This window comes from Aminobacter aminovorans (genome assembly GCF_900445235.1).
GTDB classification, from domain to species: Bacteria; Pseudomonadota; Alphaproteobacteria; order Rhizobiales; family Rhizobiaceae; genus Aminobacter; species Aminobacter aminovorans.
Window position 1 is genome coordinate 1,499,425 of record NZ_UFSM01000001.1, and the last position, 18,938, is coordinate 1,518,362.

An 18,938-nucleotide genomic window follows, 5' to 3' on the forward strand; every position below is an offset into this window, starting at 1 on the left:
GCTGCGTATCGTGCTTTTTCCCAAAATCGTTTCCGATCGTCGGGCCGATGCTCAGAGGCTGCGGCCGATGGCGAGATACTTCTCGCGCCGCTGCTCGCGGAAATCGATGTTCGAGCCGTTGAATTCGCCGAACGTCTTGGCGATCAGGTCGCCGGTGGCCGAAATGACCGCCTCGGCGTTGCGGTGGGCGCCGCCCAGCGGCTCTTCGATAATCTTGTCGATGATCTTGAGCGAGAGCAGGTCCTGCGCGGTGATCTTCATGTTGGTCGCCGCGTCCTTGGAGCGTGTCGTGTCGCGCCACAGGATGGAGGCTGCACCTTCAGGCGAGATCACCGAATAGATCGCATGTTCGAGCATGAAGACGCGGTTGGCGGTGGCAATGGCAATTGCGCCGCCCGAACCGCCTTCACCGATGACCACAGCAATCGACGGCACCTTGAGGCCGAGGCAGGCGGAGGTCGAGCGGGCAATGGCTTCGGCCTGGCCGCGCTCTTCGGCGCCGACGCCCGGATAGGCGCCCGCGGTGTCGACAAGCATGACGACGGGGATGTTGAAGCGGTCGGCCATTTCCATCAGGCGCACGGCCTTGCGGTAGCCTTCGGGGCGGACCGAGCCGAAATTGTGCTTGAGGCGGCTCTTGGTGTCGTTGCCCTTTTCCTGGCCGAGCACCAGCACCGGCTCGCCGCGGAAGCGGGCAAAGCCGCCGACCATGGCATTGTCTTCGCCGAAATTGCGATCGCCGGCCAGAAGCGTGAAATCGGTGAACAGGCCGTTGATGTAGTCGAGGCAATGCGGACGGTCGGGGTGGCGCGCCACCTGGACCTTCTGCCACGGCGTCAGTGCCTTGTAGGCGTCGCGCAGCGCATCACGCGAGCGCTTCTCCAGCCGCTTGATCTCGTCGCCGACATCGACGGCCTCGCCATTTTCGGCAAGCTTCTTGAGCTCGAGGATCTTGCCTTCGAGATCTTGGACCGGTTTTTCGAAATCGAGGTAATTGTACATTGGCGAGCGGACTACCACGCTGAAAATTTGAGGCACCGGGGGCCGGGGAATGTGGCACCGCGCCAGTGGAACGTGGCACTCACATAGCGATATGGGCCCTAATCGGCAAGCGGATGATGCTCGTTGACCAGTTTCAGCAGCCGTTCTTCCAGAACATGGGTATAGATCTGCGTGGTCGAAATGTCGGAATGGCCAAGCAATTGCTGGACGGCGCGCAGGTCGGCACCATTCTGCAGCAGGTGGCTGGCAAAGGCGTGACGCAGCACGTGCGGCGAGATTTTTGCCGAAGCGATGCCGGCACGCGCCGCAAGGCCCTTGAGGTCGCGGGCAAAAACCTGGCGCGGCAGGTGTCCACTCTCGGACGAAGCCGGAAACAGGAATGGGCTGTCGACCTGCCGGGGATGGCGATTGCGCTGGTCGAGCCAGGCCCGCATCGCCTCGCGCGCCTTGGCCGACAACGGCACCATGCGGTCCTTCTCGCCCTTGCCTCGCACCACGAAGAAGCGCTCGTCGCGCAGCGCCACCGTCAGCGGCAGGCTGACCAACTCCGAAACGCGCAAGCCGGTGGCATAGAGCACCTCGACAAGCGCGTGCAGCCGGGTCGCGGCCAGGCTGTCGCCCTCGGCGGATTCGCTGGCTTCCATCGCCGCGCGGTCGAGCAGCCGGCCGGTTTCGGCCTCGCTCATCGTCTTGGGCAGCGGACGGTCCTTCTTCGGGCTGTCGAGCACGCCGGTCGGATCGTCGGTTCGCAGGCCTTCGGCATACATGAAGCGGAAGAACTGCCTGAGGGCTGAGAGCTTGCGCGCCTGGGATGTCGCAGCGAAGCCGCGGCCGGCAATGTCGTCGAGATAGCTGCGGATGGCCGTGGCATCGGCATCGGCGAGGCGTCCACTGAGAAATTCCGAGGCGTCTTCGAGATCGCGGCGATAACTCGAAAGCGTGTTGTCGGCGGCACCGCGCTCGGCGCTCATCATTTCAAGGAAGGCCTCGATGCGCGCGCCGCTTTTCATTTTTTGGGCGCGAGCTTTTCCGGTGGAATGCGCACGGTGATTTCGGCCTTCTTCGGCTCGACGAACATCACCAGCGCAAACATGGCGCCGTAAGCGATGCCCGCCAGAACAGCGAGCGTGACAAGGAACCGGAAAAGTGTCGGCATCGATGTGTTTGCCCGTCTGTCCTATCCTGTGCCCTTATGGGACGCCGCTTCAGGCAATTCAAGGGCGCGTTTGGCCTCATGCGCTTGACGCAACGGGGCTTTTCATGTCGATACGCCGGCGAAAGGGACGCCATGACACCCGACGCGCAGACACCATTTCCCGAAGGCTCCGTCACCGCCCTGCTTGAAGGGCTGGGCACGCGCTCGATCGTCTTCGTCGGCCTCATGGGTGCGGGCAAGACGGCCATCGGCCGCAAGGTCGCGCAGGCACTCGGACTCGGCTTCATCGACAGCGACCACGAGATCGAAAGCGTGTCGCGGATGAGCATTCCCGAATTGTTCGAACGTTATGGCGAGGTCGAGTTCCGCGCGCTCGAGCAGCGCGTCATCGGCCGCGTGCTGGAGAACGGTCCGCAGGTGCTGTCGACCGGCGGCGGCGCCTTCATGAATGCGCAGACCCGTGCAGCGATTTCAGGCCACGGCGTATCGATCTGGCTCAAGGCCGAGCTCGACCTGTTGATGGAGCGCGTCTCCAAGAAGCAGAACCGGCCGCTGCTGCAGAACGCCGATCCGCGCGCGGTGCTTTCCAAGCTGATGGACGAGCGCTACCCGGTCTATGGCCTTGCCGACCTGACGGTCGCGACGCGCGACGACCGCAAGGAGGCGATCGCCAGCGAGGTCATCGAAGCGCTGTGCAGCCATTTCGGCGTGCCCGGCAGGATTCACGTTTCGGAAGGCTCGGAGGATCACGAATGAGCGTCGTCACTGTCGAAGTCGGACTTGGCGACCGCGCCTATGACATCCTGATCGGCCCCGGCCTGATCGGACGTGGCGGCGAGCTGATCCACAAGCGCCTGCCCAAGGCGCGCACGGCGATCGTTACCGACGAAAACGTCGCTGCCGCCCATCTCGAACCATTGGTGGAAAGCCTCATCGCTGCCGGCAATGCGCCTGCGGTGATCACCTTGCCGGCCGGCGAAAAGACCAAGAGCTTCGCCTCGCTCGAAACCGTGGTCGACCAGATCATCGCTGCCCGGCTTGAACGCGGCGATGCGGTGATCGCGCTTGGCGGCGGCGTCATCGGCGATCTCACCGGCTTTGCCGCCGGCATCGTCAGGCGCGGCATGCATTTCGTGCAGATGCCGACCTCGCTTCTGGCCCAGGTCGATTCGTCGGTCGGCGGCAAGACCGGCATCAACAGCCCGCGCGGCAAGAACCTGATCGGCGTCTTCCATCAGCCGAAGCTGGTGCTGGCCGATACCGCCGCGCTCGACACGCTGCCGCTGCGCGAATTCCGCGCCGGTTATGCCGAGGTCGCCAAATACGGCCTGATCGACCGCCCGGATTTCTTCGCCTGGCTGGAGAACAACTGGCAGGAGGTCTTTTCGGGCGGTGCGGCCCGCATCGAGGCCATCGCCCAGTCCTGCCGCGCCAAGGCCGATGTGGTTGCCCGCGACGAGTTCGAAACCGGCGACCGCGCCTTGCTCAATCTCGGCCACACCTTCGGCCACGCGCTCGAAGCCGCCACCGCCTATGACGGTTCGCGGCTCGTCCATGGCGAGGGCGTCGCCATCGGCATGGCGCTGGCGCATCGCTTCTCGGCCCGCCTCAATCTTGCAAGCCCAGATGATGCGGCCCGCGTCGAGGCGCATCTGCGCGCCGTCGGCCTGCCGTGGCGCATGTCCGACATTCCCGGCTCGCTGCCGGACGCTGAGGCGCTGTTCAACTACATCACCCAGGACAAGAAGGTTTCGCGCGGTGCGCTGACTTTCATCCTCACCCGCGGCATCGGCCAGTCCTTCATCGCCAAGGACGTGCCGGCCTCGGAGGTCGTGTCGTTTCTCAAGGAGAATCGTCAGGAATGATAGATGCAGGCTGGATCGTCGCAGGCATTCTGGCGGGGCTGATCTTATTGGCCCTGGCGTTCCGCGACCGTCTGCTCGCATCGCTGGGCTACGAGCTTTTGGCGCTGACGCCGCAGCGCTCCGCCCATGACGAACTGCGTGGTGCTGTCGACGATTTCCACCGCGACGGCCAGGTGGTCAAGCAGGACCGCGACCAGGTCGGCGGCCTGCTCGACCTGCATGAGCTCGAAGTCTCCGACGTCATGGTCCACCGCACGGCCATGCGCTCGGTCAATGCCGACATCGCGTCCGAGGCGCTGGTCCGCGAGATCCTGCAGAGCCCTTATACGCGCATGCCGTTGTGGCGCGGCTCGATCGACAACATTGTCGGCGTCGTCCACGCCAAGGACCTGTTGCGGGCGCTCAACGACGTCGAGGGCGACTATTCCAGGGTCGATGTGCCGAAGGTCGCCTCCAAGCCGTGGTTCGTGCCCGACACGACGACGCTTCAGGAACAGCTCAACGCCTTTCTGCGCCGCAAGGCGCATTTCGCCATCGTCGTCGACGAATATGGCGAGGTCGAAGGGCTGGTGACGCTCGAAGACATCATCGAAGAGATCGTCGGCGAGATTGCCGACGAGCACGACATCGACGTCCAGGGCGTCAAGCAGGAGGCCGATGGCTCGGTGGTCGTCGACGGCACCGTGCCGATCCGCGACCTCAACCGCGCGCTCGACTGGCACCTGCCGGACGACGAGGCGACGACGATCGCCGGGCTCGTCATCCACGAGACCCAGTCGATCCCCGAGGAAAAACAGGCCTTCACCTTCCACGGCAAGCGCTTCATCGTCATGAAACGCGATAAGAACCGCCTCGCGCGTATCAGGATCAGGCCTGCTGTGGTCGAGCCGCAATCGCCGCGCTGACTACGTTCAGCGAGAACTTGAGCCTTCCATCTTGCCGATGTCGTCGAGCTGCGAGGTCAGCGCCAGATGGTCGAGGCCGGCGATGGGCAGTGCGTTGAAGGCCCCTGATGCGGTTGCGCATGTATTTGAAGGCGGTGACGAAGGCTGCTTCCTTTTCGAGGTCGGTGCCTTCGACGTGGCTCGGATCCTCGATACCCCAATGCGCATTGGCCGGATGGCCGAGCCAGACCGGGCAGGCTTCACCCGCCGCGTCGTCACAGACCATCCATATATCCAGACCAACGGATACAAGTGACGGCCAAATGACGGCGCGTCGCCTGCTCTGCGCTCAACAGCCGTTGGAAAGAGCTGTTACCAGCGCGTCGCTTCGCCGGGGGCCGCCGGCTCGATCGCCAGCGCGTGCAGGCCGGCCTTGAGTTCGGCTGAAAGCGCATCGTTGACGGCGCGGTGGCGGTCGATGCGGCTCATACCGGCAAAGGCCGGGGCGACGATGCGGATGCGGAAATGCGTTTCACCTGACCCGTCGAAGGTGGCGTGATGGCCGCCGTCGACATGGTGGTGGCCGGCGTGCAAGTGGCTTTCGTTGAGCACGACGAGCCGTTCGGGCGAAAATGCCTGGTTCAGCTTCGTTTCGATGGTCGCCTGTATGGACATCGGTCTCGCCTTTCACCACATGTGTCGCCGCGGCAAATCGTGCCCTCGGGCAAAATTGGGCCGCAAATCAGGCGTTAGGGCCAACATCCTTGAAATGTCAATTCTTGTTTCGCCGCGCCAAGAGGCGGTAAATACAATCAGATGAAGCCGTACCCAAAATATTTCGACAAGATCCGCGTCCGGCCTGATCCGGAAGCGGAGGTGAAGTCGCACGCGCCGGCCTGCCAGTGGGACGGCTGCAAGCAGCCGGGAACGCACAAGGCGCCTGTCGGCCGGATGAAGGAAGGCGAGTACTTCCGCTTCTGTTTCGACCACGTGCGCGAGTACAACAAGGGCTTCAATTATTTCTCCGGCCTCGCCGACGGCGACATCGCGCGCTTCCAGAAGGAAGCGCTGACCGGCCACCGGCCGACCTGGACCATCGGTTCCAATGCGTCCGCAGCTTCCAATGGCGCGGCGCGCTCGGCACCTGATTTTGCCCAGCAGCGCTCGGGCCGCGCCGGCTACTACAATCGCATGCGCGATTCCAGCAACGTGTTCGGCGGGCAGGGCGCACCGCGCCAGCGCAAGGCCAAGCCCCTGGAAGCCAAGGCGCTGGAGACGCTGGGGCTCGATACCAGGGCCACTGCCACCGACATCAAGACGCGTTACAAGGAACTGGTCAAACGCCACCACCCCGATGCCAATGGCGGTGACCGGGGGTCTGAGGACCGCTTCAGGGACGTGCTCCAGGCCTATCGCGTGCTCAAGCAAGCGGGATTGTGTTGAGCCAGCCGCGGTCGCGGCCTTTTTCCAACTTTCATCTGGTCGGAAAAGGCTTTATGACCGCCCCCGAAGAAAATTCGATTGCCGGCGTGGCCTGAAACCACGCGCGTGGAGACGCTATGAACAAGGTCGATCGCGACATCACCAATCTGCCTGATACCACGGTGTCGGTGAAAGACACCTTCGGCTTCGAGTCGAAGATGGTCGTACCGGCCTATTCGGCCTCGTCGGAGCATGTGCCCGACATCGATCCGGACTACCTGTTCGACAAGGCAACGACCATGGCGATCCTCGCCGGCTTCGCCTACAACCGCCGCGTCATGGTGTCGGGTTATCACGGCACCGGCAAGTCGACCCACATCGAGCAGGTCGCCGCCCGACTCAACTGGCCGATGGTCCGCGTCAACCTCGACAGCCACGTCAGCCGTATCGATCTGGTCGGCAAGGACGCGATCGTCGTCAAGGAAGGCATGCAGGTCACCGAGTTCAAGGACGGCATCCTGCCCTGGGCCTACCAGCACAATGTCGCACTCTGCTTCGACGAATACGACGCCGGCCGTCCCGACGTGATGTTCGTCATCCAGCGCGTTCTGGAATCGTCGGGCCGCCTGACCCTGCTCGACCAGAGCCGCGTCATCCGTCCGCACCCGGCATTCCGCCTGTTCGCCACCGCCAACACCGTCGGCCTCGGCGACACCACCGGCCTCTATCACGGCACCCAGCAGATCAACCAGGCGCAGATGGACCGCTGGTCGATCGTGACGACGCTGAACTACCTGCCGCACGACAATGAAGTGAACATCGTCATTGCCAAGGCCAAGCATTACCGCGACGCCAAGGGCAAGGAGATCGTCAACAAGATGGTCCGCGTCGCCGACATGACGCGCTCGGCCTTCATCAATGGCGACCTGTCGACTGTCATGAGCCCGCGTACTGTCATCACTTGGGCCGAAAACGCCGAGATCTTCGGCGATGTCGGCATGGCGTTCCGGCTCACCTTCCTCAACAAGTGCGACGAGCTCGAACGTTCGGTCGTGGCCGAGTTCTACCAGCGCGCCTTCGGCGAAGATCTGCCGGAGTCATCCGCCAACGTCGTGCTGGGATAAGAACAGGCTCAGATGGCGGGGCCAGGCGACAACACACGCAACAAGTCGAAGACGGGCTCTGAAGCCGACAGCTTCAAGCGCGCGATGACCGTCTGCATGCGTGCCATTTCGGGCGACAACGGCCTCGAAGTGGCCTTTGCCAAGGAGCGGCCGGCGCTTGCCGGCAATCGTGCCCGCCTGCCCGAGCTGCCCAAGAAGGCCTCGCCCAGTGACATCGCCGTCACCCGTGGCCTCGGCGATTCCATGGCGCTGAAGCGCGCCTGCCACGACGGCCGCATCCATGCCCGCCTGGCGCCCGAGGGCAAGCAGGCCCGTGCTGTTTTCGACGCCGTCGAGCAGGCTCGTGTCGAGGCCATCGGCAGCCGCGCCATGACAGGCGTTGCGCAGAACATCACCTCGATGCTCGAGGACAAATACGCCAAGGCCAATCTCGCCGACGTCACCGAACAGTCGGAAGCGCCGCTCGAGGAAGCGCTGGCGCTGATGGTGCGCGAGAAGCTGACCGGCCAGCCGGTCCCCAAGAGCGGCGAGCGCATGGTCTCGCTCTGGCGCGAATGGGTCGACCAGAAGGCCGGTGGCGATCTCGACGGACTGCTCGGCAGCCTCGAGGACCAACAGGCTTTCGCCCGTGTCGTCCGTCACATGCTGGCCTCGCTCGAGATGGCCGAGGAATATGGCGACGACCAGGAGACCGAGGACAACGAGGACCAGGACGACGATCAGCCGCAAGGCGAGGAGCAGAGCGAGGAGGGCGGCGAGGACGATTCCGGCTCCGAGCAGGCACAGTCCGAAGATGCCGAATCCTCCGCCGACGAAGAGCAGTCCGGCGAGATGGAGGCGTCCGATGCCACCTCCGACGAGATGTCCGACGACGATGACGTCGATTCCGAGACGCCAGGCGAGGCGCGTCGCCAGGACAATCCGTTCGCCAACCTGCCGCGCGAAATCGACTACAAGGTTTTCACCACCGCCTTTGACGAGACGGTGGGCGCAGAGGAACTTTGCGACGAGGACGAGCTCGACCGTCTGCGCGCTTTCCTCGACAAGCAGCTTGCCAATCTGTCTGGTGTCGTCGGCCGCCTGGCAAATCGCCTGCAGCGCCGCCTGATGGCGCAGCAGAACCGCTCCTGGGACTTCGACCTCGAAGAGGGTTATCTCGATCCGGCGCGCCTTGTGCGTGTCGTCATCGACCCGATGCAGCCGCTGTCCTTCAAGCAAGAGCGCGACACCAAGTTCCGCGACACGGTCGTTACGCTCGTGCTCGACAATTCCGGCTCGATGCGCGGCCGCCCGATCACTGTCGCTGCCACCTGCGCCGACATTCTGGCGCGCACGCTGGAGCGCTGCGGCGTCTCGGTCGAGATCCTTGGCTTCACCACCCGTGCGTGGAAAGGTGGGCAGGCGCGCGAGAAGTGGCTGAAGGACGGCAAGCCGCCGAACCCCGGCCGCCTCAACGACCTGCGCCACATCATCTACAAGAGCGCCGATGCGCCATGGCGGCGTTCGCGCCGTAACCTCGGCCTGATGATGCGCGAAGGCCTGCTCAAAGAAAACATCGACGGCGAAGCGCTGCTTTGGGCGCACCAGCGCCTGATCGCGCGGCCGGAGCAGCGCAAGATTCTGATGATGATCTCGGACGGCGCCCCGGTCGACGATTCGACGCTGTCGGTGAACCCGGGCAATTATCTGGAGCGCCATCTGCGCGCCGTCATCGATCTGATCGAGACGCGCTCGCCGGTCGAGTTGCTCGCCATCGGCATCGGCCACGACGTCACGCGCTATTATCGCCGCGCCGTCACCATCGTCGACGCCGAGGAACTGGCAGGTGCCATGACCGAGCAACTCGCCTCGCTGTTCGGTGAGGAAAGCGCGCGTGAAACCCGCCGCGGCGGCTTCCGGCGCGCCGGATGATCTTGTCGCCAGGGCAATTCCAGGAAAAGTGTGCAGCGGTTTTCCGTCCGGAATTGCGCAAAAACAAGAAGATAGAGCGTTTCCGCGTTTCGAAGAAAAGCGGCAGCGCCCTATCCCGGCTGCGGCATCTTGCTTGTGCTGCCCTGGCGACGCTCGCGCTTTCGACCTCGCTCACTGCCTCTTCGCGCGCCGAACAGCCTGACATCGAGCGCATCGAGATATCAGCCCGTCCCATCGCTCGCTTCCAGATCGGCCTCGACCAGAAGATATTCGGTCCGCTCGAATTCGTCGGCGGCCTTGAAATGACCTCGTCGTCGCGCAATCTCGGTGCGCTTTCGGCCTTCCGCTTTCTCAAGCCGGGTAGCGATTTCATCGGCGTCGCCGACACCGGTTTCTGGTATTTCGGCCGCGTCGCCCGCGATTCCGCCCTGCGCCCGACAGGGATCGAGAATTTCCGCATGGTGCAGATGGTGGACAGCTCCGGCGACGCCATCGAGAAAAAATGGCAGGCCGATGCTGAAGGCCTCGCGGTCAAGGACGGTATTGCCACCGTCGGCTTCGAGCGCACCCACCGCATCGCCCAGTATCGCATCGATCCCGACAACATCGGCGCGCCGTTCCGCGAGCTCGATTTCCTCGTGCCACGCAACGAGCTGCGCACGAATCGTGGCTTCGAGACCGTCGCCTATTCCGCCGAAAAGGGCGGGCTGGTCGTGGTGTCGGAAAAGAGCCTCGACAAGGCAGGTAACATCTTCGCCGCGATCATCGAGGGGCCCAAGAAGGGCGTCTTCACTGTCAAGCGCAACGGTGAGTTCGACATCACCGACGGCGCCTTCCTGCCAGATGGCGACCTGTTGCTGCTCGAACGCAGCTTCTCGATGGCATCGGGCGTCAAGATGCGGCTCAGGCGCATCGCGTCTGAAACCATCGCCATGGACCAGGTCGCCGACGGCCCGGTACTGCTGGAAGCCAATATGGGCTACCAGATCGACAACATGGAAGGGCTCGACGTCTGGCAGCGCAGCGACGGGGCGCTGATCGTGTCGCTGGTCTCGGATGACAATCATTCGATCCTCCAGCGCAATCTCTACCTGGAATTCATCCTCCATGGCGATTAAGCAGCGATTTTCGGCTATTGTCGATGCTTGCGATGCGGGAGTCCGGCCATGTCGTCCGATGTCACAAGTGTGATCGACCGCTACTGCGCGGTCTGGAACGAGGACGACCAAGAGCAGCGCAAGGCGCTACTGGAAGCCGTCTGGGCCGAGCAGGCAAGCTACACCGACCCGCGTGCGGATACTGTCGGCGCGGATGAGCTTTTGGCGCATATCGCGAAGATCCGGGCCAGCCGTCCCGGCGCGAAAATCGTTCGCACAACAGTGGTCGACGTTCATCACAGAGTTGCCCGGTTCGGCTGGCGCGTCATCGAGGCCGACGGCACGCCGATGCCCGAAGGCATAGACTTTGTCGAACTGGCGCCTGACGGGGAACGCATCGAGCGCATCATCGGCTTCTTCGGGCCAATGACGGCGATCTGATCTGGCTGAAGACGCCCATCGTGGCTGCGGCAATAGTAGCCACAACAGCCATTCAGGCAAAAAGAAAGCGAGGGGTCCCCCAACCCCTCGCTGGATAAGTCGGACCTCCGGGGTATCCTCCCCGTAAGGTGTTGCGTGATCAGGCTGCCAGATGGCTTGCCGCGGCCTGGGCGTAGTTGTGGCCGAAACGGTTGGCGAGGAAGGCGTCGAGCGCGATGTCTTCCTGGCGGATGAAGCCCTGCTGCGGCAGCGCGCCGTTGGCCAGCATGTCGAGCACCGAGCAGATGCCGGAAGCGGTGGTGATCTGGATCGCGCTGCGCACCATCTTGCCCATCTGGCGGCTGTAGATCTTGTTGGCGTAGCTTTCCTGCAGCAGGCGCCCGCCTTTGCGGCCGCTGACGGTGACGAAGATCACCACCACGTCCTGCATGGTTGCCGGCAGCGAGTTCTCCAGGATGTCCTTGAGCACTTCGCGGCGGTGGCGCAGGCCGAGGTCGTTGAGCAGCGCCTTCATGATCGCGGCATGGCCGGGATAGCGGATGGTGCGGTAGTTCAGCGTGCGCACCTTGCCCTTGTAGGTCTCGCAGAGCGTGCCAAGCCCGCCCGAGGTGTTGAACGCCTCATAGGTGATGCCATCGAGCGAGAATTCCTCGCGCTCCTCGAGCGGCGGCACCTCGACCAGCGAACCCTCGACGATCGCTTCGCAGGGCTCGCAATATTCGTTGATGACGCCGTCGGTGCTCCAGGTCAGGTTGTAGTTGAGCGCATTGGACGGATACTGCGGCAGCGCGCCGACGCGCATGCGCACGCTTTCCAGCGAATCGAAACGCTTGGCGAGGTCGTTGGCAACGATCGAGATGAAGCCCGGTGCCAGGCCGCATTGGGGAATGAAGGCGCTCTTGGCGGTCGTCGCCAATTCCTTGACGATGCGGGTCGAAGCGACGTCCTCGGTCAGGTCGAGATAATGCACGCCGGCCTTGGCGGCAGCCTCGGCGATGCGGGTGGTGAGGTGGAAGGGGGCTGCCGAAAGCACGGCGAACTTGCCGGCCAGCACAGCGTCGAGCGCGCCGGCCTCGGCGATTTCGACCTTCAGCGTCTGGACGGCGTTGCCGGTTTCGAGCGAATCGAGAGCCGCCTGCGAGCGATCGACCACGGTTACCTGGTAGTCGCCCGTTTCAGCCAGCATATCGGCGATGGTCGAGCCGATCTTGCCTGCGCCTACGACAACGATCTGTTTCATGGTCATGTCCCCTTCAACTGGAATTTCGCGCGGATTCTAAGTCCGCGTCTCGTCGAAAGGCAGTATCGATATTGCCGAAAAGCCGATATGTTTTAAGCGAAACGACGTATGGTATTGACGAAATGACGACAGACCCTGACCGTGCCCTGCTAACCTTGCTGCGCGACAACGCGCGTGCCTCGACTGCCGAGCTGGCGCGCAAGCTCGGCGTCTCCAGAACGACGGTACAAAGCCGCATCGAGCGGCTGGAGCAGCGCGGGGTGATCGCAGGCTACAGCGTCATGCTGTCGCCCGACTACGAGAAGAACCTCGTCCGAGCCCACATCCTGGTCACGGCCCTGCCCAAGGTTTCTGCAGCAGTCGAGGCGGTTCTGAAGCGTATTCCCGAAGTGCGCACGCTGCATTCGGTCAGCGGCAATTTCGACATGATCGTCGTCGTCGAGGCGCCGTCGGTGCGCGACCTCGACGCATTGATCGACCGCATCGGTGCGCTCGAAGGCGTCGAGCGCACCTTGTCTTCGATCATCCTGTCGACGCGGATAGACCGCTGAGCTGTTTCAGCCGGTGCCAGGCATGTCGTGACGGAACACGACCTCGCCGCCGATGATTTCACCTGTCGGGTGGAAGCCGGTCTGGCGATACAGCGCCATCGCTGTTTCATTCTCCGGCACGACGCTCAAGGTGACATGGTCGCAGCCGGGCAGCTTCGACATCAGCTTCAGCATCTCCAGCAAGGCCTCACGGCCATAGCCGCGCCGCTGGTGGCGCTGGTCGATCATCAGTCGGTAGATCCAGTAATTGCCGTCGTCGGGATCGAGCGCATACATGGTGAAACCGACCGGCTGGTCATCGGCATAGATGGCAAACGGCACGCAATGGTTGCCGTCATCAGCCTCCTCGATCGAATCTTCGTTGCTGGCGACAAAATCCTGCTGTGCGGGAGAGACCTGCAGTTCAAGCATTCTTGCCCGTTCGGTATCGTCGAGCGGGCGTAGCGTAATGATCATATGTCCACCGTGTCTGACGTAATGCCCGCGACAATTGTCGCGATGCATTAAGCAAGCATGTCCCTGGTCGTCGCGGCAAGTGCCGTGCCTACGTTCCAGGCTCGCTAGCTGCCGCTTCTCGCAGCAAGCCGACAAGCTCCGCGACCGGCTTGACCGCCGATGTCGGTGCTGCCCCGGGGAGGACCATCACCGGCACACCCGATATGCCGCGTTCGATCGCGAGGCGCTTGTCGGCGCGCACGGCATCGACGAATTCCTCGCCGGCAAGCAAGTCGGCCACAGCACGCGGGTCAAGCCCGGCCTCGCGGCCAAGCCGGTTCAGCACGCCTGTCACAGCGATGTTCTCGGCCTCGCTGTGATAGGCGCGCAGCAGGCGTTCCATGACCGCGTCGGCCTTGCCCGCTGCGGCACCGAGATGAACCAGCCGGTGTGCGTCGAAACTGTTGACGGGGCGCGCGTTCTCAAGGTCGAGCTTGGTGCCCTCCGCCGCGCCTAGCGCGGTGATCTGGGCGATCCGCGCCTCGGCGGCGTCGCCTCGCCATTGTCTGATCATATCGGCAGCGCTGTCGCCGGGAATCGGGCCGCCTTCTGGCGACAGCTCGAAACTCCGCCACACTATCTCGATCGGCGCGCCGGCAAGCGCCGAAGCCGCTTCGAGGCGGCGCTTGGCGATATAGCTCCACGGGCACAACACGTCGGCATGTATCTCGATCCGCATGATATCCTCCCGGCTCAGGCGTCGATCGGGGGCGAGCCGGGCAAGACTTCACGGACGAGGTTGTAACGTGGCGGGCCGCTCATCCTGGGCTCTGCCTTGCCCTTGAGGCCGTCGATCACGCCCTGGATCGCGGCGATGCGCGCGGCATTGTCCGAAACACGTTCGAATTCGCGGTGCGCCGCTTCGCTTTCCCAGTGGATGATGTTGTAGACGCGCCTGCCGTCGGTACTGGCATACAGGTGTGCCGACTTGTAGCCGGGATAGAAACGCACCCATCTTTCCTGCAGGTCGGCGAAGGCGTCTATCAGCTCGCTTTGCGTCTGGGCGCCGTCCACGGTGTAGTCGATGATCGAATAGAAACCTTGGGTGTCTTGCATCTGCTTGTCCTTTCCAAGCTTCGATGAGCCGAAGGTAAGGAAAGGTGGCCAGCCGGATTAGCCGAAGCTTCCAGGATGCAGCTTCCGGATCGACGGAAGATCAGCCGGCGAACAGCTGGCGCGGGAAATGCGCGATGACGTGGTCGATGAAGGAGCGCAGACGCCTGGAGACGATGCGCTGACGCAGATAGATGATGTGGATCGGCTGTGCCTCGCCGCGCCACTCGGGCAGCACCGTCACAAGCTCGCCACTGGCCAGTTCTTTGCTCAGGAACGGAGCAGGGAGCAGCGCGATCCCACGGCCTGCAACGGCCTGGTGCCGCAACGATGAAAGTTGGTTGCCGGCGAAACGACCGGCGATGCGCAGTTCGTGGACGTCGCCGTTGGCGTGGCGAAGCTGTGCCGTGCCATGTCCGGCAAAGGACATCAGCTGACCGGCGTCGATGTCGCCGGGATGGCTGATCGGCGCATGTGCCGCGAGATATCCGGGCGACGCCACGAGCTCCGGTGCGGTACTGCCGAGCGCACGTGCAACCAGCCCCGAATCGTCGCGCAGTGCGCCGACCCGGATGGCGATGTCGATGCCGTCAGCGAACAGGTCGGTGTTGCGGCCGCTCAGATGCAGCTCGAGCGACATTTTAGGATATGTCTCGAGATAGCTGCTCAGCAACGGCGCCAGTACATCGTCCATGGCGATCGTGCTCGCCAGCCTGAGCTTGCCGCTCAGACCTGCAGCCGTGTCCGTCAGCTCGGCCTCGAAGCCGCGCAGCTCGGCGAGCGCCCGCGATGCGACCTCGTGATAGCTGGCGCCGGTTTCGGTCAATGCCAGGCGTCGTGTCGTGCGCTTGAGCAAGGTGCTGCCGAGGCGGGTTTCGAGTGCGGCGATACGCTGGCTCACGGTGGAAACCGGGATGCCTGTGGCTCTGGCCGCGCCGGAAAAGCTTCCGGTCCGAACGACCTCAAGGAAAAGATCAACCGAATCGAGAGCCATTATCTGCCTGTCATGCCGTGGCGCGAGCCGGCAGCCTATTCGGCGGCGCCCGACATGCAAGAGCAGCCGATCGGCTGCTCTTGGGACAGCTGTCTTATCTGTGTGGGGGTTATGCCAGCGCCGGTTGTGTCCAGCGCGCGGCGATTAGGCGGTAGGGGATGAGCGCGAACAGCGCGATCAACAGCTTTACCGTGAGGTCGCCCAGCGCCCAGGAGACCCAGCGCGGCGCTTCCATCGACAGCACGCCGAACAGGGGGGCTGCTTCCAGCGCAAAGGCGTCCTCGGGGCCCAGGAAGGCGAAGGCGGCGGCAAAGGCGACACCGAAGAAGATCGCCGTGTCGAACACCGAGCCGACAAGCGTGCCGAAGATCGGCGCGCGCCACCAGCTCTGCCGGCGCAGCCAGTTGAACACGGTGATGTCGAGCAATTGGGCAGTCAGGAAGGCGGCACCCGAGGCAACGGCAATGCGCGCCAAACGATCAGCGGCGGTGTCGAAGGGAACCAGGCCGTAGCGGAACAGCAGCGGCGGGGCGACGATCGAGCAGAGCACTGCGGCCATGAAGCCGACAAAGACGATGCGCCGCGCCAGCCTTGGCCCGTAGCGGCGGTTGGCAAGGTCGGTGACCAAAAATGAGAAGGGGTAGGTGAAGGCGCCCCAGGTCAGGACATCGGCAAGCGCCAGAGATCCGACCTGTCCCTGCATTGGGAACTGGACGAGAATGTTGGAAGCGACGACGACAAGCGCCATGGCCGCCACGAAAGGCAGATATCTTGAACCGGAGTTCATTTTTTTATCCTGGGTAATGGAACCAGCTTTACGGGCAGTGCCCGGCGGATTGGGCGGAGCCTCCATCGTCCTTGCGGCCGTCAGAGGCTCCAGGCGGTGTCCCCCGCCTGATTTGACGATTAGGCTGCGGCCTGCTCGGCGTTCTTCTTGGCGATCTGCTTCTTGAGCAGGCGCGCACGCTGCGACAGCTCTTCGGCATCTGCCTTGACCAGGAAGGCGTCGAGGCCACCGCGATGCTCGACCGTACGCAGGGCGTTGGCCGAAATGCGCAGGCGCACGTTCTGGTTCAGCGTCTCGGAGATGAGCGTGACATTGACCAGGTTCGGCAAGAAGCGCCGACGGGTCTTGTTGTTGGCGTGGCTCACATTGTTGCCGGTCATGACGGCTTTGCCGGTGAGTTCGCAAGCGCGGGACATGTTACTTACCTTCAGTTCTGGCGGACCAAGCGACGATAACGCACCGATATGGCGCGCGGTCTCAGTCAGGCGGCCTCATGGAAAAAGTTGGCGTTCCATAGTTGCATTTCGCGGACGCGTCAAGCGTCGTGGTGGTTTCCGGGCGTTGTCCCCAACTCCACAGAATGGCCGGAATTGGTTCTATAACCGATCACAAGGGACACGAACAGCGCGAAGTCAGCTTCCGCTGACGATGAGGTGTTTCCAACGATGCCCCGCCTTTTGCCTGTCCTGCTCGCCGTCTCCCTGGCCCTTTTGCCATCGCCGCTGCTGGCTGCGGGCAAATCCTTCAGCGGCGACTATTCCCTGTCGTTCCTCGGTATTCCAGTTGCCAAGGCGACCTTCGACAGCAGCTATGAAGGCAACTCCTATGTCGTGAAAGGCAAGGTCTCCAGTGCCGGCCTGGCGGCGTTCTTCGACGACACACGCGGCACGATCTCGTCGCGCGGCAGTTTCGGCGACGGCCGCACCAAGCCGCGCGCCTTCCGCGCCGACTATGTCTCGGGCAAGGTCAGTTCGCTTGTCGCGGTCGGCTTCTCCGGTGACCGTGTCGTCAGCACCGAGGTCGTGCCGGCGCCCAGGAAGCGCGGCAAGACCTGGATTCCGCTCGGCGCCAACGACCTGCGCGGCGTCGCCGATCCGATCGCCGCAACCGTCATACGCGCACCGAGCCTGGACAAGGTCTGCGGCCGCACGGTCAAGATCTATGACGGCGAATTGCGCGCCGACCTCAGGCTGACCGAGGTGTCGCGCAAGACGATGTCGGTCAAGGGTTTTGCCGGCGAGACGGTCACCTGCCGCATGGGCTTCCAGCCTGTCTCGGGCTACCGCACCGACAAGAAGGCGCTGACCTTCCTGCGCGACCGCTCGCGCATCATGGTGACGTTTGCGCCGCTCGGCAAAACCGGCATATATGCCCCCATCTATGCCACGGTCAGCACGCAGATCGGCACGATCACCGTCAAGGCCCGGCGTTTTGAAGCGATCGACTGAGCATGATGCCGAACGAGCATGATCCCTGGAAGTGGCTACCGCTTTTCGGACAGGATCATGCTCCACCAAACAAGCCGGCCTAGGGCCGGCGCTTGAAATGAAGCGGGTTTGAGGCGCCGAGGCGCCGGGAGGGGTGTGTGGGGCGCGCGACATTGATTGGGTTTTCGGCTGTCGCCATGTGGGCGCTGCTGGCGCTGCTCACCGACGCCTCCGGCACGGTGCCGCCGTTCCTGATGTCGGCGATCACCTTTGCCATCGGCACCTGCGTCGGCCTCGTTGCCCGCCTGTTCATGCCGAAAACCGAGACGCCTGCAAAGATCCCGGCCCAGGTCTGGGTCATCGGCATCGTCGGGCTGTTCGGCTACCACTTCTTCTACTTCACCGCGCTGCGCAACGCGCCGGCGGTCGAAGCCAGCCTGATCGCCTATCTGTGGCCGCTGTTCATCGTGCTCGGCTCGGCGCTGATGCCAGGCGAGCGCCTACGCTGGAACCACATTGCCGGTGCACTGCTCGGCCTTGCCGGCACCTTCCTGATCGTCACCAAGGGCGGCGGGCTGGCCTTCGAGCCGCGTTTCGCCTTCGGCTACGCCATGGCCTTTGCCTGCGCCTTCCTGTGGGCGGGCTATTCGCTGTTGTCGCGCCGCTTTCCCTCGGTGCCGACGACAATCGTCACCTGGTTCTGCCTGGCGACGTCAGTGCTGTCGCTTGCCTGCCATCTGGCGCTCGAGGAGACGGTGCTGCCGGCCAATGCCGGCCAGTGGCTCGCCGTGCTCGGCCTTGGCCTGATGCCCGTCGGTGCGGCCTTTTATGCCTGGGACATCGGTGTCAAGCGCGGCAACATCCAGGTGCTCGGCGCGGCAAGCTATGCCGCGCCGCTGCTGTCGACTTTGGTGCTGATATCAGCCGGTTTTGCCGAACCGAGCTTGCGCATCCTCGCCGCCTGCGTGCTGATCACCGGGGGTGCGGTGCTGGCGGCCAAATCGCTGATCTTCGGCGAGCGCAAGGGGACGGCCGCCGACGGGGCAGGGGCTTAGCCGACACTCGGCTCCCAACCGGGCTCTGCCAGCTCGAACTGGGCGAACTCGAAGCCGGGCGAGACGGTGCAGCCGACAAGCGTCCAGTCACCCAAACTGCGCGCCGTCTGCCACCAGCCTGAGGGCACCACGCGTTGCGGCCGTTGGCCCGCTGTTATGTTGATGCCGAGCGTGTGGGCGACGATGTCGCCGCCCTCGCGGAACAGCCTGAGCTCGATCGGCGCCCCGGCATGGAAATGCCAGATCTCGGCGGCATCCCTGACGCGGTGCCAGTGCGAGACGTCGCCGTGCTCCAGCAGGAAATAGATCGCCGTCTGGTTGCCGCGCAGACCATGCGGCCCGCCTTGAGAGCTGTCGCGAAAGGTCTCGACATACCAGCCGCCCTCGGGGTGGCGCTGCATGCCGAGTGTGGCGATGATCTCCTGAGCCCTCAT

The 18,938-nt window shown here is 63.6% G+C and carries 23 protein-coding genes and 1 pseudogene; 11 read left to right on the forward strand and 13 right to left on the reverse strand.

From position 1 onward, the window contains the following. Positions 1-51: 51 nt before the first annotated feature. The 3 genes from DY201_RS07380 to DY201_RS07390 form a co-directional block, all read right to left on the reverse strand. Positions 52-1,002, reverse strand: a complete 951-nt coding sequence (locus DY201_RS07380; protein WP_115730643.1) for an acetyl-CoA carboxylase carboxyltransferase subunit alpha — start codon at positions 1,000-1,002, stop codon at positions 52-54. Positions 1,003-1,100: 98 nt separating this feature from the next. After that, positions 1,101-2,012: a site-specific tyrosine recombinase XerD gene (locus DY201_RS07385; RefSeq protein WP_115730644.1), complete on the reverse strand. Its 912-nt coding sequence runs from the start codon at positions 2,010-2,012 to the stop codon at positions 1,101-1,103. Further along, complete coding sequence (locus DY201_RS07390) at positions 2,009-2,158, reverse strand: histidine kinase (protein ID WP_115730645.1); 150 nt, start codon at positions 2,156-2,158, stop codon at positions 2,009-2,011. Before DY201_RS07390 ends, DY201_RS07385 begins: the two co-directional genes overlap by 4 nt. 132 nt (positions 2,159-2,290) lie before the next feature. Here DY201_RS07390 and DY201_RS07395 point away from each other — a divergent pair, with 132 nt between their 5' ends. The 3 genes from DY201_RS07395 to DY201_RS07405 are packed head-to-tail and all read left to right on the forward strand — an operon-like array spanning position 2,291 to position 4,928. Then, positions 2,291-2,914 carry a shikimate kinase gene (locus DY201_RS07395; protein ID WP_115730646.1) on the forward strand — a complete coding sequence of 208 codons (624 nt, stop codon included), beginning with the start codon at positions 2,291-2,293 and terminating at the stop codon, positions 2,912-2,914. Further along, complete coding sequence (gene aroB, locus DY201_RS07400; RefSeq protein ID WP_115730647.1) at positions 2,911-4,023, forward strand: 3-dehydroquinate synthase; 1,113 nt, start codon at positions 2,911-2,913, stop codon at positions 4,021-4,023. The genes DY201_RS07395 and aroB overlap by 4 nt, the downstream gene beginning before the upstream one ends. Continuing rightward, positions 4,020-4,928 carry an HlyC/CorC family transporter gene (locus DY201_RS07405; protein WP_115730648.1) on the forward strand — a complete coding sequence of 303 codons (909 nt, stop codon included), beginning with the start codon at positions 4,020-4,022 and terminating at the stop codon, positions 4,926-4,928. Before aroB ends, DY201_RS07405 begins: the two co-directional genes overlap by 4 nt. Positions 4,929-4,934: 6 nt before the next feature. On the opposite strand, the pseudogene DY201_RS29805 reads toward DY201_RS07405, so the two are convergent. Further along, positions 4,935-5,199: pseudogene (locus DY201_RS29805) on the reverse strand (low molecular weight phosphatase family protein); the annotation flags it as partial. A gap of 80 nt (positions 5,200-5,279) precedes the next feature. Further along, on the reverse strand, positions 5,280-5,582 hold the full coding sequence (locus tag DY201_RS07415; protein WP_115730649.1) for a BolA family protein: 303 nt from the start codon (positions 5,580-5,582) through the stop codon (positions 5,280-5,282). A gap of 141 nt (positions 5,583-5,723) precedes the next feature. Here DY201_RS07415 and DY201_RS07420 point away from each other — a divergent pair, with 141 nt between their 5' ends. The 5 genes from DY201_RS07420 to DY201_RS07440 all read left to right on the forward strand — a co-directional run bounded on the left by DY201_RS07420 (position 5,724) and on the right by DY201_RS07440 (position 10,902). Next, positions 5,724-6,350 (forward strand): J domain-containing protein, encoded by a 627-nt coding sequence (locus DY201_RS07420; protein WP_115730650.1) that lies wholly within the window; start codon positions 5,724-5,726, stop codon positions 6,348-6,350. Positions 6,351-6,466: 116 nt separating this feature from the next. Beyond that, positions 6,467-7,453 (forward strand): cobaltochelatase subunit CobS, encoded by a 987-nt coding sequence (gene cobS, locus DY201_RS07425; RefSeq protein WP_115730651.1) that lies wholly within the window; start codon positions 6,467-6,469, stop codon positions 7,451-7,453. A 12-nt stretch (positions 7,454-7,465) separates the two neighbouring features. Next, positions 7,466-9,364: a cobaltochelatase subunit CobT gene (gene cobT, locus DY201_RS07430; protein WP_115730652.1), complete on the forward strand. Its 1,899-nt coding sequence runs from the start codon at positions 7,466-7,468 to the stop codon at positions 9,362-9,364. Next, the gene (locus DY201_RS07435) at positions 9,361-10,482 is read left to right on the forward strand and encodes an esterase-like activity of phytase family protein (protein WP_245431919.1); all 1,122 of its coding nucleotides are present in this window, start codon (positions 9,361-9,363) and stop codon (positions 10,480-10,482) included. The genes cobT and DY201_RS07435 overlap by 4 nt, the downstream gene beginning before the upstream one ends. Before the next feature lie 48 nt (positions 10,483-10,530). Then, positions 10,531-10,902: a nuclear transport factor 2 family protein gene (locus DY201_RS07440; RefSeq protein WP_115730653.1), complete on the forward strand. Its 372-nt coding sequence runs from the start codon at positions 10,531-10,533 to the stop codon at positions 10,900-10,902. 139 nt (positions 10,903-11,041) lie between these two features. Here the strand turns inward: DY201_RS07440 and DY201_RS07445 are convergent, their stop codons facing one another. Continuing rightward, positions 11,042-12,142 (reverse strand): saccharopine dehydrogenase family protein, encoded by a 1,101-nt coding sequence (locus DY201_RS07445; protein WP_115733651.1) that lies wholly within the window; start codon positions 12,140-12,142, stop codon positions 11,042-11,044. A 122-nt stretch (positions 12,143-12,264) separates the two neighbouring features. Between DY201_RS07445 and DY201_RS07450 the strand changes: the two genes are divergently transcribed. Next, positions 12,265-12,693: an Lrp/AsnC family transcriptional regulator gene (locus tag DY201_RS07450; RefSeq protein ID WP_115730654.1), complete on the forward strand. Its 429-nt coding sequence runs from the start codon at positions 12,265-12,267 to the stop codon at positions 12,691-12,693. A 6-nt stretch (positions 12,694-12,699) separates the two neighbouring features. On the opposite strand, the gene DY201_RS07455 is transcribed toward DY201_RS07450, so the two are convergent. The 6 genes from DY201_RS07455 to rpmB form a co-directional block, all read right to left on the reverse strand. Continuing rightward, positions 12,700-13,149 (reverse strand): GNAT family N-acetyltransferase, encoded by a 450-nt coding sequence (locus DY201_RS07455; RefSeq protein WP_115730655.1) that lies wholly within the window; start codon positions 13,147-13,149, stop codon positions 12,700-12,702. Positions 13,150-13,237: 88 nt separating this feature from the next. Then, positions 13,238-13,867: a DsbA family oxidoreductase gene (locus DY201_RS07460; protein ID WP_115730656.1), complete on the reverse strand. Its 630-nt coding sequence runs from the start codon at positions 13,865-13,867 to the stop codon at positions 13,238-13,240. Positions 13,868-13,881: 14 nt separating this feature from the next. After that, positions 13,882-14,244, reverse strand: coding sequence for an antibiotic biosynthesis monooxygenase (locus DY201_RS07465; protein WP_115730657.1), 363 nt, complete (start codon positions 14,242-14,244; stop codon positions 13,882-13,884). A gap of 100 nt (positions 14,245-14,344) precedes the next feature. After that, on the reverse strand, positions 14,345-15,235 hold the full coding sequence (locus DY201_RS07470) for a LysR family transcriptional regulator (protein ID WP_115730658.1): 891 nt from the start codon (positions 15,233-15,235) through the stop codon (positions 14,345-14,347). 109 nt (positions 15,236-15,344) lie between these two features. Beyond that, positions 15,345-16,022 carry a queuosine precursor transporter gene (locus DY201_RS07475; RefSeq protein WP_115730659.1) on the reverse strand — a complete coding sequence of 226 codons (678 nt, stop codon included), beginning with the start codon at positions 16,020-16,022 and terminating at the stop codon, positions 15,345-15,347. Between the two features lie 119 nt (positions 16,023-16,141). Then, positions 16,142-16,438, reverse strand: a complete 297-nt coding sequence (rpmB, locus tag DY201_RS07480) for a 50S ribosomal protein L28 (protein ID WP_115730660.1) — start codon at positions 16,436-16,438, stop codon at positions 16,142-16,144. A gap of 249 nt (positions 16,439-16,687) precedes the next feature. Here rpmB and DY201_RS07485 point away from each other — a divergent pair, with 249 nt between their 5' ends. Together DY201_RS07485 and yddG are read left to right on the forward strand one after the other, a co-directional pair. After that, a complete protein-coding gene (locus tag DY201_RS07485; protein WP_115730661.1) occupies positions 16,688-17,470 on the forward strand; it encodes a DUF3108 domain-containing protein in 783 nt (260 codons plus the stop codon). A gap of 137 nt (positions 17,471-17,607) precedes the next feature. After that, positions 17,608-18,504 (forward strand): aromatic amino acid exporter YddG, encoded by an 897-nt coding sequence (gene yddG / locus DY201_RS07490; RefSeq protein WP_115730662.1) that lies wholly within the window; start codon positions 17,608-17,610, stop codon positions 18,502-18,504. Here yddG and DY201_RS07495 read toward each other — a convergent pair. Then, complete coding sequence (locus DY201_RS07495) at positions 18,501-18,938, reverse strand: cupin domain-containing protein (RefSeq protein ID WP_115730663.1); 438 nt, start codon at positions 18,936-18,938, stop codon at positions 18,501-18,503. The genes yddG and DY201_RS07495 overlap by 4 nt on opposite strands.